The following is a 13,013-nucleotide window of genomic DNA, read 5'->3' on the forward strand; positions in this document are numbered from 1 at the left end:
CAACACGGAGAGACCCCATGACCGTCCATATCGGTGCCAAACCCGGTGACATCGCCCCCACCGTACTGATGCCCGGTGACCCCTACCGCGCCAAATGGGCGGCCGAGACCTTTCTCGATAACCCGGTCTGCGTGAATCAGGTGCGCGGCATGTTGGGCTTTACCGGCACCTGGCGCGGCAATCGGGTGACGATCCACGGCTCGGGCATGGGGATGCCATCCCTGTCGATCTACGCCAACGAACTGATCCGCGATTACGGCGCAAAAACCCTGATCCGCGTCGGCTCGGCGGGGGCGATGCAGGCCCATGTCAAGATCCGTGACGTGGTGCTGGCAATGACGGCCACCACGCTCTCAACCCCCTCACGCGGCATCTTCCGCGAGCTGAACTTCGCCCCCAGCGCCAATTATGACCTGCTCGCCGCGGCCCACACAGCCGCCCGCGCCAAGGAGATCGCGGTCCATGTCGGCAACATCTATTCCGCGGATGTGTTCTACGACGAGCGCCCCGACCTCAACGAGATCATGACCCGTCACGGCGTCTTGTGCGTCGAGATGGAGGCCGCCGAACTCTACAATCTTTGCGCCCGTCACGGCGTGCGCGGCCTCGCGGTGCTGACAATCTCGGACCACCTGCAAACCCACGAGGCCCTGCCCGCCGAGGACCGCGAGCGCTCGTTCGGCGACATGATCGAGATCGCCCTGCACGCCGCGTTTTCCTGACGCGAGGTCACCCGTAAAAAGGCTTTCCCGCACCCCGACACCCCGCCTAAACTCGGCACCGTCGGCCCTCTGTCCGGCGGCATGTTTTTGAGTATTTCTGGCAAGATGAAGGGGCGCAGATGCGCGACATCGTCGAGTCTCCGGTCACCATCGACGCCCCCGGCGCCGCCCTCATCGGCACACTCACCTCGGTCTCGCAGCCGACGCTGGCCGTGTCGATCAACGGCGCCACCGGCGTGCCGGCATCCTTCTATCTGCCCTTTGCCCGCTGGCTGGCGCTGGAGAAAAATGCCGCTGTGCTGACCTGGGACTACCGCGATTTCGGCAAATCCGGCACGCCCTACCACTCGCCCGCCACGATGACCGACTGGGCGATCACCGACCCCACCGCCACCCGCCTCTGGCTGGAGGCACGATTTCCCGGCACGCCGCTGTGGGTTATCGGGCATTCGCTGGGCGGCATGGGACTGGCCTTTCAACCCGGCACCGAGCGCCTCGATCGCATCATCACCGTCGCCGCCGGTCACGGGCATATCAGCGCGCATCCCTGGCCGTTCCGGATCTACGCCTATTTGCTGTGGTATCTCTTCGGCCCCCTCTCCACGGCGCTGCTGGGCTATCTGCCGGGGCGCAGACTGAACCTCGGCAATGACCTGCCCAAAGGCGTGTTCTGGCAATGGCGCGCTTGGCTGCTGGACCGCCGCAGCCTGCCTGCCGATCCCAAGCTTGGTGGCATCAAAAACCCCGGCTACCAAGGCGCGATCACCCTGATCGCGCTGGCCGATGATCCGATGATCCCGCCCGGTTCGGTGCGCAAGATGGCCAGCTGGCACCCCAACGCCCAGTGCGAACACACGGTGCTGACCCCTGCCACCTTCGGGCTGACATCCATCAGCCATATCCACGCCTTCGCCGCGCGCAACAGCGCCGTCTGGCCCAGCCTCATCGCGCCCTATGGCTCAGGCGACAGCGCCGCCAAAGCCTGAGCCAAAGCCGACCCCTCAGCCACCGACCGCAGCGGCCAAAGCCGCAGCCGCTGCCCACTTGGCACGCCCGCGCCCAGCACCTGCACCACGCGCCCGGCCTTCAGCGCCGCCTCGGCCAAGGGACGCGCGATCACCAACACGCCCGCGCCATGCGCCGCCTCCTCCAGCGCCAAGGCGGCCTGCCGCAGCACCGGACCCCGCGGCGCAACCTGCGGCGCAAACCGCCCCCAATCGCCCAGATCCCCCGCCAGGATCAGACACTCGGCCGGCACCAGATCGCCCAGCCCGGCGTCGGACATCGACGGCGCGGCCACGGCGATCAGCGGTGCAGACGCCTCCTCGCTCGCCTCAAAGAACAGCGCCAGATCCGCGACGCCCCCTGCGGCCTCGACACCCGAGACCGGCACCGGCACCCCCTGCAAGCCCCTACGCCGCAAGGCGGGCAAGCGCGGCGACAGCCACAGTTGCGCCAGATCCGGCGTGGTGGCGATGCGCACCAAACCGGGCGTCGCCTCCACTTCCAACCGGTGAACCGCCGAGCCCAACGCGGCAAACGCTTCGGTGAAATCGGGCAACACCCGCGCGCCGACCTCGGTCAGGCTGACGCCACGCGGATGGCGCTCGAACAGGGCAACGCCCAACGACGTTTCCAAAGTTTTAAGATGCGCGGTCACCGCCCCCGGCGTCACACCCAATTCAAGGGCGGCAGGAGCGAAGCCGCCCAGCCGACCGGCAGCCTCGAAAGCACGCAACGCGGTAAGCGGCGGCATCTTGGTGCGCGGGGGCTGGGCGGCCATTTTATGCCTGATATTTTCTTGCCTCAATATTTCTTACCCTAATTTTATTCAGGCATGCAAGCAGGAAATCACGCCAGGCACAAAAAAACCCGCGCCAAGGCGCGGGCTGATCAAACCGTCATGGACATATCCTACCAGTCGCAGGAGGCCCGGTCGTGAAAGAACCCGCCGGTCGGCCCATCATCGGGCAACATCGCCAGCCAGACCGGCGTCTCGGCCCCCTGCGCGACGCTGCGCGGCGCGTCGGCCCCGCCCATGCGCGTCGCCACCCAACCCGGATCGCAGGCGTTGATCTTCACGCCCTCGGGCAGGTCGCGCACCAAGGCCACGGTCAGCGCATTCAACGCCGCCTTGGCCACGCCATAGGCACCCGGCCCCCTGAGTCCTTGCGAAAACGACCCCAGACTCGAGGTGATATTCACCACCCGGCCCCAGCCCGTCTCGCGCCAATGCGGCGTGTTCAGACGGATCAGATCCAGCGGCGCGTTGACCATCACCTCCATCGCCATGTCGAAATCAGACCGCGGTGACAGCAGCGACTCGCGCCCCAAAAGGCCCGCGTTATTGACCAGAATGTCAAAGCCACCCGCCCCGACCACCGCATCGAAATAGCTGTCCGGGTCACTCAGGTCGAGCCGCGCGAAGGCAACGCCCAACTCGGCCGCCGCCGCACGCCCCGCCGCCTCATCGCGGGCACCCAGCGTCACCCGGCAGCCGCGCGCCTTGAGCCCGGCGGCAATGGCTTTGCCGAGGCCACGATTGGCGCCGGTAACGAGGGCGGTGGGGTGCAGGGGGCGTGTCATGCCCTGATAGATAGGCAGACCGTGACTTTGAAACAACCCGGCGCAGGGTCAATCGCGATGGTTCCAGAACAGCTCGCGTTTCTGTCCAGAGCACGCGCTCCGACGCTGGTTGGTGCTTTGCAAATCCTCAAGGAAACCTGTCACCGCCGGGTTGAGCACATCACGATCGCCCTCGGTGATCCATCGCGCGAGCAGACCAAAGAGCGGCACCACGTCGCGCGTTCGGCCAGCCACCAACATCCGCGACGCCTCGATCACCAGATCCCCGATCCGCAGAACCAAAGGCAGGTCTTCGGGCGCCCGACGATCGATCGAAAAAACGCCGCGACAATCGGCCGAGATATCGGGAACGCGTCGTCCAGCATCGGCAAAATATCGGTGCGTGTCAGGGGCATGCCGCTCCATGTCGCGCGCGCTGGTGTTGGCCCACCGGCACTCAGACCGCGTCCACCCCCCTCGCGCCCGCGAGCAACGGCGCCGCGGCCGACCGTTTCCGCCGAGGTCAGCCTGCGGATCCCTGCGGCGCAGGACACCGCTTGACCCGTGCCTCTCGCCCGTCGCGTGCGGTCCTTGCCACCTCATCTTGCCAAAAATACTCACAAAAAGCCCGACGCTACACAGGTCGCGGCCTCTACCTTTCACGACCCAAGCCCGCAAACTCACCCCCGCGTAGGGTGTGTGCTTGCACGCACCATCCGTCACCAAAAGGTTAACGCTGCAGGACAAGCCATTGAAATCACGCGTCCCTCACCCTGTCCCACGGGGGGACATTACCGATAGAGCCCGACTTCTCCACCTGGCTTTGAAACCGTCGCCAGCAAATCCCAGACATACTGTCCGACCGACCGGAAACAGACCAGCGACCAGCTATTCTCCCCCTCACGCCAGATCGCCGCCGGAACCTGCGCCGCCCTTGTCCGCCTAACCTCGCCGACCGCGAATCCCTGAAAATCCACCGGGCAGATCTTGGCCAACATATCCCGCACCAACGGGCCCGTCATCGTCACCATCGCCCGTGCATCCGAAACATCCGCCGCCACCGCGAATTCCCCGGCCAGCGCCGCCTCAAGCCCCGCCACAACCGCCGCGACCCGATCATAGGGCACGATCAACAGCAACTCATCCGGCGACATCCACGCCGCCTGCCCCGAGGATCCCGTTTCAATCCGCCGCACCCCCGGAACCGCCGCCCCGGTTGCCGCCTTGACCGCCTCGCTCAACACCGGCGCGCCCAGATCACCCCGCAGGGTGATCATGCCCGTCAAGCCCGCATCCGCCAGCTCTACCAGCCCGGAATATGATTTCTGCGCGAGACCACTGACCGCTTCAGACATTTTGCTTATCCCCCGCCTTGTCATAGAACACCGGATCGACGATCCGCGCCGGAACCGGCGTGCCGTCCTTGCCCTGCCAATCCATCACCTCGCCCATCCGATCCGTCCCGCGATGCACCAGAGCCATCGCGATCCCCCGGTCCAGCGTTGGCGAATAATAGCTCGACGTCACCCGGCCCTGCGTTTCCTGCTGACCGTTGGCGTTCTTGCCCGGCAAGGGCGCCAGCGCGCCATCCTCCAGAACCGAGCCATCGACCGTTTCCAGACCGACCAGCTTCCAGCGATCCGGCGAGACCATGTTGGTCCGCTCCATCCCGCGTTTGCCCAGGAAATCCGCTTTCTTCTTCGAGATCGCCCAGTTCAGGTTCAAATCCTGCGGAATGATCGTGCCGTCGGTCTCGTCGCCAATCATGATGAAGCCCTTTTCGGCCCGCATCACATGCAGCGCCTCGGTGCCGTAAGGCATCATGCCGAATTCAGCCCCCGCCGCCAGCACGGCGTTCCAGAAGGCCTGCCCCTCGGAGGCTGGCACAGCGATTTCATAGCTGAGTTCGCCCGAGAACGAGATGCGGAAAATCCGCGCGCGGAACCCGCCGATCTTGCCCTCTTTCCAATCCATGAAGGCCATGCCCTCGCGCGACAGGTCCATGTCGCTGCCCATTTTCTCCAGCACTTTTCGGGCGTTGGGGCCGACCACGGCGATTTGCGCGAATTGTTCGGTCAGGTTGACGACATGGACCTTCCAGTCCCACCATTCGCATTGCAGCCAATCTTCCATCCACGCATGGATGCGATCCGCCCCGCCCGAGGTGGTGTGGCACAGGAAACTGTCGTCACTCAGACGCGCGACCACGCCATCGTCAGACAGGAACCCGTTTTCGTTGCACATCAACCCATAGCGGCATTTGCCGGGCTTCAGCGTGCTCATCAGGTTGGTGTAGAGCATGTCCATCAGCTTGCCCGCGTCTGGCCCCTTGACCAGCAGCTTGCCCAGCGTCGAGGCATCCAGCAGCCCCACCGAGTTGCGCGTCTGGTTGATCTCGCGCTTGACTGACTCGGCGTGGGTTTCATTGCCTCTGGTATAGCAATAGGGGCGGCGCCACTGGCCGACCGGCTCCCAATGGACGCCGTTGGCCTCATGCCAGGCGTGCATCGGCGTGCGGCGCAGCGGCTGGAAGATTTCACCCCGTGCCTCAGCGGTGATCGCCCCCAGCGAGATCGGCGTATAGGGCGGGCGGAAAGTGGTGGTGCCGGTCTGCGGGATCGGCTGGCCCAGCGCGTCCGACAGGATGGCAAGGCCGTTGATGTTGCTCAGTTTCCCCTGATCGGTCGCCATGCCCAGCGTGGTGTACCGCTTGGTATGTTCGACCGACGCGTAGCCCTCTTTGGCGGCCAGTTGCACGTCCGAGACCTTCACGTCGTTCTGCGGGTCCAGCCACGTTTTCGCGCGCAGCAGGTAATCGGCCTGTGCGGGCATCAACCAGACGGGCAACATGGGCGCGTCGGCTTCGGTGTCGGCTTGAGGTGCCGCGCCTGTGCCCTGCCCGGCCGCATGGGCGTCGGCCAGAACCTCGGCGGTGGTGAAGTGGCCATTGGCGCTGCCGACTGCGGTGACAAAGCCCGCGCCGTCATGGCCCAGCGGCGGGCGCGCGGGATCGGGGCGGAAAAAGCCGCCGCCCTCATTCCAGGTCAGCTTGCCGCCGCAATGCGACCACAGATGCACCACCGGGGACCAGCCGCCGGACATCGCCACGGCGTCGCACTCCAGCGTTTCCGAGATCGCGCCACCGTCGCTGTCGAAGCGGCACAGCGCCACGCCGGTCACCGATTTGCCGCCGATCACATGGCGAATGGCGGTGCCCTCGGCGATGCGGATACCCGCCGCGCGGGTTTTGGCGGGCAGGTCGCCGGTCACCTCGTCGCGGGCGTCGATCACCGCCGCGACTTTGACGCCTGCCGCCTGAAGCGCCAAGGCGGTGCGATAGGCGTCGTCGTTGTTGGTGACAACCGCGACGCGCTGACCGGGCGAAACCGCCCAGTTGACCACATAATCGCGCACCGCCGAGGCCAGCATGACGCCGGGCACATCATTGCCGGCAAAGGACAAGGGGCGCTCGATCGCGCCGGTCGCGGTGATGATCTCGCCCGCGCGCACCCGCCAGAGGCGATGACGCGGCATATCCGCGCCGGGCTGGTGGTCGGCGATCCGCTGATAGCCCAGCGCATAGCCGTGATCGTGCACACCCGCGACCATCGTGCGATCCAGCACCGTGACGTTGACCATGCCGCGCAGCGTCGCGAGGGTTGCATCGACCCAGGCCGAAGCGGTCAGGCCGTCGATCTGCACGCCATCGACCACCGCGCGACCGCCGAAATGGGCGGTTTGCTCCATGAGGATCACGCGTTTGCCCGATGTCGCCGCCGCCAGCGCCGCCGTCAGACCGGCGATGCCTCCGCCCACAACCAGCACATCGCAGAACGCATACAGCTGTTCATAGCGGTCGGCATCGCGGGTTTCGGGGTGCGGCGCTTTGCCCAGACCGGCCGAATAGCGCACGATGGGTTCGTAGACATGTTTCCAGAAGGCGCGCGGCTGGATGAAGGTCTTGTAATAAAACCCAGCCGGAAAGAAGCGCCACAGCTTGCTGTTGATCACACCCACGTCGAACTCGAGGCTGGGCCAGTGGTTCTGGCTGACGGCCTTGAGGCCCGAGAACAATTCGGTGGTGGTGGTGCGTTGGTTGGGTTCAAACCGGGCACCCTCGCCCAGACCGACGAGGGCGTTCGGCTCTTCGGCGCCCGAGGCCACGACGCCGCGCGGGCGGTGGTATTTGAACGAGCGCCCGACCAGCGTCTGACCCGCGCCCATCATCGCCGCGGCCAGCGTATCGCCGGCAAAGCCGCGCATCGACTTGCCGTTGAAGGTGAAGTCCAGCGGGCGGCTGCGGTCGATCAGACGACCGCCGGTTTTCAGGCGTTGGCTGCTCATTGGAAACCCTCCCATGCGGGGCGGCGGGCCTTGATCTTGGCGGCAATCTCGGCAGGTGGCTCAAGGGTCTGGGCTTTGTAGGTGCCGAACACCTCGAGCGTGGTGGTGCAGCGCGCGGCGAGAAACCATTTGCCGCAGCCGAACGCATGGCGCCAACGCTCAAAATGCACGCCGCGCGGGTTCTTGCGGGCGAACATATAGGCCTCATAGTCGGCGTCGGTCGAGCCGGGGCCGAAACGCTTGAGATGCGCCTCGCCGCCATTGGCGAATTCGGTTTCCTCGGCGGTCACACCGCAGCAGGGGCAGGTCAGGAGAAGCATGGGTGGCTCCTTTTGGTGGCGGTGAACGCGGGGGCCAGCCCGTCGCCATTGGCGCTCGGACCAAGGGCGCACCAAGGGCGACCCCCCGGAGCATTTTTGGCTAGATGAAGCGATAGAAAAGCAGACTGGGTCATCAGTGTGCCACCCCCGCCGCCACAGATTCATCAATGAATTTGCCCTCGCGGAAACGGTACATGGAGAAATCCTCGGCCAGTGGGCCGGGTTCGCCTTTGGCGACCAGTTCAGCCATCGCCCAGCCCGAGCCGGGGATGGATTTGAAGCCGCCGGTGCCCCAGCCGCAGTTGATGAAGGTGTTGCCCAGCGGCGTTTTCGACAGGATCGGTGAGCGGTCGCCGGTCATGTCGACGATCCCGCCCCATTGGCGCAGCATTTTCAGGCGCGAGAGCATGGGGAAGGTTTCGACCAGGGCGCGCACGGTTTCCTCGATATGCATCCACGAGCCGCGCTGGGTGTAGTTGTTGAAGTGGTCCGCGCCGCCGCCGACGACCATTTCGCCCTTGTCGGATTGCGACAGGTAGCCGTGCACGGTGTTGGCCATGACAACCACATCGAGGCAGGGCTTGATGGGTTCCGAGACCATCGCTTGCAGGGCCACGGATTCGACCGGCAGGCGGAACCCGGCCATATCGGCCAGATGCCCGGAATGCCCGGCGACAACCATCGCCAGCTTGTCGCAGCCGATGGTGCCTTTGGTGGTTTGCACCGCCGAGACCTTGCCGCTGACGCTGTCGATGCCGGTGACTTCGCAATTCTGGATGACATGCATCCCCATCGCCGAACAGGCGCGGGCATAGCCCCAGGCCACGGCGTCGTGACGGGCGGTGCCGCCGCGGGCTTGCCAATGCGCGCCCAGCACCGGATAGCGCGGGCCGTCGATATTCATGATCGGCACGCGTTTCTTGACTTCGGCGGGCGTGATGAACTGCGTCTCAACCCCTTGCAGCTTGTTGGCGTAGACGGTGCGGCGATAGCCCCGGATCTCGGCCTCGGTCTGGGCCAGCATCATCACGCCGCGCGGGCTGAACATGATGTTATAGTTCAGATCCTGGCTCAGGGTCTCATAGAGGCTGCGCGCCTTCTCATAGATCGCCGCCGAGGGGTCTTGCAGGTAGTTGGAGCGGATGATCGTGGTGTTGCGGCCGGTATTGCCGCCGCCCAGCCAGCCCTTTTCGAGGATCGCCACATTGGTGATGCCGAAATTCTTGCCAAGGTAATAGGCCGTCGCCAGCCCGTGACCGCCCGCGCCGACAATGATCACGTCGTAATGCGGCTTCGGCTCTGGCGAGGCCCAGGCACGGTCCCAACCATTGTGCTGACGCATCGCTTCACGGGCGATGGCAAAAACCGAATACCGTCTCATGCGGAGACCTCCCTTGGCTGGGTCGCGTTGGTAGTGGTCATGGAGTGTCGGGCCTCTTGTCCCATGGCTGCAAACGGCGCAATTCGGCAAAAAACCGACATGTGCTTTCGGATCGGAGAAAATGTCGCAGACCATCAGGCGAATTGCACGGCCTATCGCAGGATTGTGAGGGCGGTTTTGCTTTTTTATGCGGCGCCAAACCCGTAAGGGTGAGCCAGCAAACAGGAGTAGACATGGGTATCGGCGCATTGTGGACATTCTGGCTACCGGCTTTGGCCATTTCGGTGATCGCGGTGGGCCTGGCAATCCTTGGCCTGCGGCGTGGCGCGCGGATGCTGGGGGCTGAGTCTGGACCCAAACGCGAGATGCGGATTTACGCGGACCAGTTGCGCGAGGTCGAGCGGGATCAGGCGCGCGGTATCGTATCCGCAGAGGAGGCCCAGCGCCTGCGCGCGGAAACGGCGCGCCGTTTGCTGGAGGCCGACAAGAAGGCGCAGACCGTGTTAAGCAGCTCTCCGGCGGGAATGCGGCTGATTGCGGTGGTGATGGTGCTGTTGATGCCGGTTGGCGCGCTGGTATTCTATTGGACCGAAGGCACACCGGGATATCAGGACATGCCGCTGCAACTGCGCTTTGCCGAGGCGCAGCAGATGCGCGCCGACCGCGCCTCGCAATCGCAGCTTGAGGCGACGTGGGAGGCCAGTCCGAATTATCCGCCTGCGCCCGAGATTGATCCGGAATACCAAGGCCTCATGACCCAGCTTCGCGCCGCGGTCGCCGAGCGCCCCGATGATCTGCGCGGCCAGCGTCTGCTGGCCACCAACGAGGCAAACATTGGCGATTTCGCCGCCTCCGCCGCGGCGTGGGTTCGGGTCATCGAAATTCAAGGCGAGGCCGCGCCTGTTGCCGATCTGGTGGCGCTGGCGGAAACGATGGTGCAGGCTGCGGGTGGCGCGGTGTCGCCGCAGACCGAGGCCGTTCTGCAACGCATCCTGCAACGCGACCCGACCAATGGCCCGGCGCGCTATTATCTGGGCCTGAGCCTTGGACAGACCGGGCGTCCGGACATGACCTTCCGGCTGTGGCGCGGCCTGTTGGAAGACAGCCGCCCCGAGGCCCCCTGGGTGCCGATCATTCGCGGCGAGATCGAGCAATTGGCCGAGATCGCCGGCGTGCGCTATACCTTGCCGCCGCTGGCGACCCAAGGGATGCGGGGCCCCTCGGCCGAGGATATGGCGGCCGCGTCCGAGATGAGCGCCGCAGACCGTGAGGCGATGATCGGCGGCATGGTCGAAGGACTGGCAGCGCGGCTGGCCAACCAAGGCGGCACGCCCGAGGAATGGGCGCGGCTGATTTCGGCGCTGGGAACGCTGGGCCAAACCGACCGGGCGCGGGCGATCTGGTCCGAGGGGCGGATGATCTTTGCCGACCAGCCCGAGGCCTTGGCCCTGTTGCAAGCCGCCGCCGTGCCGCTTGGGTTCATCGAGCAATAGCGATGGCGATTTTCACCGACATACAGGAATTTTTCGCCGCCCTACCCCCGTCCGGGGCTTTGGCCGGGCTGGATCTGGGCGAGAAAACCGTGGGCGTGGCGGTCTCGGACCTGCGTCGCCGGGTGGCCACGCCGCTGGAAACCGTGCGGCGCAAGAAGTTCAAGCTGGATGCCGCGCGTTTGCTGGAGATCGCCGAGGCGCGCAATCTGGCAGGGTTCATTCTGGGGCTGCCGTTGAATATGGATGGCTCCGAGGGGCCGCGCTGCCAATCCACGCGCGCCTTTGCCCGCAATCTGGCACAACTGACCGACCTGCCGATCGGCTTTTGGGATGAGCGCCTGTCCACCGTCGCCGCCGAGCGGGCCTTGCTGCATTTCGACACCTCGCGCGAAAAGCGCGCGCAGGTGATCGACCATGTCGCGGCCGGGTTCATCTTGCAGGGTGTGTTGGACAGATTGGAAGTGTTAGGTCGCTAATGGGCTGGCCCCGCCTCGGATCGGCGTTATCTTTTCCCATGAGATTACAGACACACAGCGGTGGACCCGGCCCCATGAACAAACAAACCGTCCCCGTCTGGGTTCGCGATGAGATCGACAGCCCCTGCGTGCAACTCTGTGTCATTCACCCCAAGGTGGGCATTTGCGCCGGGTGTTATCGCACGCTGGACGAGATCGCCGAGTGGTCCTTGATGACCCCCGAGGCACGGCGCTCGGTGATGGCGGTGCTGCCCGACCGTGCCGGGCTGCTGAAGAAACGGCGCGGCGGGCGGGCGGCGCGCCTGAACGACCTGTAAACGCTAGAACCCGGCCGCCTTGCGCAGCATATTCGCGGCCATGACGATGATGAACACGGCAAACACGCGCTTCAGCGGTTTCGGGTCCATGGCGTGCGCCAGTTTCACCCCCAACGGCGTGGTGATCATGGTCATCGCGATCACGATGGCAAAGGCCGGCAGGTTGACCGCGCCGATGGTATAGGGTGGCGGGGCAATCGGCTGCATCAGCAGGAACCCGGTGACCGAGGGCACGGCGATGATCACCCCGAATCCCGCCGCCGTCGCAACCGCGCGGTGAATCGGCACCCCGAACAGCGACATCAACGGCACCCCGAACGAGCCGCCGCCAATGCCCATCAGCACCGACAGGAACCCCATCGCCGACCCGGTCGCGGTGCGCGCGACCCCGGTGGGCATCGCCGCGCCCAACCGCCAGTCGGCCTTGCCGAACGCCAGATAAAGCCCCACAGTCAGGCCCAACACGCCGAAAATCGCCTGCAAGATCACCGAGCGCAACCCGCTGGCGGCGATCACGCCAACAACCGCGCCCAAGGCGATCCACAGCCCCCAGCCCTTGAGGATCGACCACTCGACCGCGCCGCGTTTGTTATGGGCGCGCACGGATTTCACCGAGGTGACGATGATCGTTGCCAAGGACGTGGCCAGACAGACCTGCATCAGGTTCGGCCCGGCATAGCCCAGCGCGGTGAAGGTGTAGAAGAACGCCGGCACCAGAACGATACCGCCGCCGACGCCCAACAGCCCGGCGATCACCCCCCGCGCCCGCGCCGATCACCGCGAGCAAGGCCACCATTTGCACCAACAACAGGGGATCAGGCATTCGCCGCGCCCATATGCTGCGCGGCGACCAGGCCGATGCGCTCGACCATCGCGCGCACCCCGTTGGAACGCTGCGAGGACAGGTGCTCGTCCAGTCCCAGCCGTTTGAGCTCTGCGCCCGCGTCGATCGTCGGGATCTCCTCCATCGCGCGCCCGGCATAAAGCGTGTGCAGCACCGCGATCAGCCCGCGCACGATCATGGCATCCGAATCACCATAGAAATCAAACCGGGCTTGGGCGCCCGTGCCCTCGATCTTGGGGAACAGCCAGACCTGACTGGCGCATCCGTTGACCTTGTTGACCGGAACCTTGAGCGCATCGTCCATCGGCTCCAACGCGCGGCCCATCTCGATCACATGGCGATAACGATCCTCCCAGTCGTCGAGAAATTCAAAGGTTTCGGCCAGGTCGTCGAATTCGTCTTGTGCCATGCTGCCCTCGATTAACGCCGGTTCATCCGCACCAGACCTAGGCCCACAAGGGCAAAACGTCCAGCCCCGTGGCTTTGTCGTGCACGCGGTCGTGCTCTGCGTCAGGCTTTTCAATCGCGGCGCAGTGCGATAGCCACAGGGG

Annotated in this window: 13 protein-coding genes and 1 pseudogene; 5 read left to right on the plus strand and 9 right to left on the minus strand. The window is 65.2% G+C overall.

Features of this window, described 5'->3' with window-relative positions; genetic code table 11:
* Window positions 1-17 precede the first annotated feature (17 nt).
* Together deoD and VDQ28_RS21575 are read left to right on the plus strand one after the other, a co-directional pair.
* Window positions 18-722 carry a purine-nucleoside phosphorylase gene (deoD, locus tag VDQ28_RS21570; RefSeq protein ID WP_323037888.1) on the plus strand — a complete coding sequence of 235 codons (705 nt, stop codon included), beginning with the start codon at window positions 18-20 and terminating at the stop codon, window positions 720-722.
* Window positions 723-841: 119 nt separating this feature from the next.
* On the plus strand, window positions 842-1,708 hold the full coding sequence (locus VDQ28_RS21575) for an alpha/beta fold hydrolase (RefSeq protein ID WP_323037889.1): 867 nt from the start codon (window positions 842-844) through the stop codon (window positions 1,706-1,708).
* On the opposite strand, the gene VDQ28_RS21580 is transcribed toward VDQ28_RS21575, so the two are convergent.
* The 7 genes from VDQ28_RS21580 to VDQ28_RS21610 form a co-directional block, all read right to left on the minus strand.
* Window positions 1,675-2,505, minus strand: coding sequence for a LysR family transcriptional regulator (locus VDQ28_RS21580; RefSeq protein WP_323037890.1), 831 nt, complete (start codon window positions 2,503-2,505; stop codon window positions 1,675-1,677). The two genes, VDQ28_RS21575 and VDQ28_RS21580, sit on opposite strands and share 34 nt — an antisense overlap.
* Window positions 2,506-2,636: 131 nt before the next feature.
* Window positions 2,637-3,308, minus strand: a complete 672-nt coding sequence (locus tag VDQ28_RS21585) for an SDR family NAD(P)-dependent oxidoreductase (protein WP_323037891.1) — start codon at window positions 3,306-3,308, stop codon at window positions 2,637-2,639.
* A 48-nt stretch (window positions 3,309-3,356) separates the two neighbouring features.
* The gene (locus VDQ28_RS21590) at window positions 3,357-3,713 is read right to left on the minus strand and encodes a hypothetical protein (protein WP_323037892.1); all 357 of its coding nucleotides are present in this window, start codon (window positions 3,711-3,713) and stop codon (window positions 3,357-3,359) included.
* A 365-nt stretch (window positions 3,714-4,078) separates the two neighbouring features.
* The gene (locus tag VDQ28_RS21595) at window positions 4,079-4,642 is read right to left on the minus strand and encodes a sarcosine oxidase subunit gamma (RefSeq protein WP_323037893.1); all 564 of its coding nucleotides are present in this window, start codon (window positions 4,640-4,642) and stop codon (window positions 4,079-4,081) included.
* A complete protein-coding gene (locus tag VDQ28_RS21600; RefSeq protein WP_323037894.1) occupies window positions 4,635-7,631 on the minus strand; it encodes a sarcosine oxidase subunit alpha family protein in 2,997 nt (998 codons plus the stop codon). The genes VDQ28_RS21595 and VDQ28_RS21600 overlap by 8 nt, the downstream gene beginning before the upstream one ends.
* Window positions 7,628-7,951: a sarcosine oxidase subunit delta gene (locus VDQ28_RS21605; protein ID WP_323037895.1), complete on the minus strand. Its 324-nt coding sequence runs from the start codon at window positions 7,949-7,951 to the stop codon at window positions 7,628-7,630. The genes VDQ28_RS21600 and VDQ28_RS21605 overlap by 4 nt, the downstream gene beginning before the upstream one ends.
* 133 nt (window positions 7,952-8,084) lie before the next feature.
* Window positions 8,085-9,332: a sarcosine oxidase subunit beta family protein gene (locus VDQ28_RS21610; protein WP_323037896.1), complete on the minus strand. Its 1,248-nt coding sequence runs from the start codon at window positions 9,330-9,332 to the stop codon at window positions 8,085-8,087.
* 233 nt (window positions 9,333-9,565) lie between these two features.
* Between VDQ28_RS21610 and ccmI the strand changes: the two genes are divergently transcribed.
* The 3 genes from ccmI (at window position 9,566) to VDQ28_RS21625 (ending at window position 11,618) form a co-directional block, all read left to right on the plus strand.
* The gene (ccmI, locus tag VDQ28_RS21615) at window positions 9,566-10,825 is read left to right on the plus strand and encodes a c-type cytochrome biogenesis protein CcmI (protein WP_323037897.1); all 1,260 of its coding nucleotides are present in this window, start codon (window positions 9,566-9,568) and stop codon (window positions 10,823-10,825) included.
* A gap of 2 nt (window positions 10,826-10,827) precedes the next feature.
* Window positions 10,828-11,301 (plus strand): Holliday junction resolvase RuvX, encoded by a 474-nt coding sequence (gene ruvX / locus VDQ28_RS21620; RefSeq protein WP_323037898.1) that lies wholly within the window; start codon window positions 10,828-10,830, stop codon window positions 11,299-11,301.
* Between the two features lie 74 nt (window positions 11,302-11,375).
* Complete coding sequence (locus VDQ28_RS21625) at window positions 11,376-11,618, plus strand: DUF1289 domain-containing protein (protein ID WP_323037899.1); 243 nt, start codon at window positions 11,376-11,378, stop codon at window positions 11,616-11,618.
* A 3-nt stretch (window positions 11,619-11,621) separates the two neighbouring features.
* Here the strand turns inward: VDQ28_RS21625 and VDQ28_RS21630 are convergent.
* Both VDQ28_RS21630 and VDQ28_RS21635 read right to left on the minus strand, forming a co-directional pair.
* A pseudogene (locus VDQ28_RS21630) lies at window positions 11,622-12,441 on the minus strand (sulfite exporter TauE/SafE family protein).
* The gene (locus VDQ28_RS21635) at window positions 12,434-12,871 is read right to left on the minus strand and encodes a SufE family protein (protein ID WP_323037900.1); all 438 of its coding nucleotides are present in this window, start codon (window positions 12,869-12,871) and stop codon (window positions 12,434-12,436) included. Before VDQ28_RS21635 ends, VDQ28_RS21630 begins: the two are co-directional and overlap by 8 nt.
* Window positions 12,872-13,013: the final 142 nt, after the last annotated feature.

The sequence above is a fragment of the Pararhodobacter sp. genome, assembly GCF_034676545.1.
Classification (GTDB): domain Bacteria; phylum Pseudomonadota; class Alphaproteobacteria; order Rhodobacterales; family Rhodobacteraceae; genus Pararhodobacter.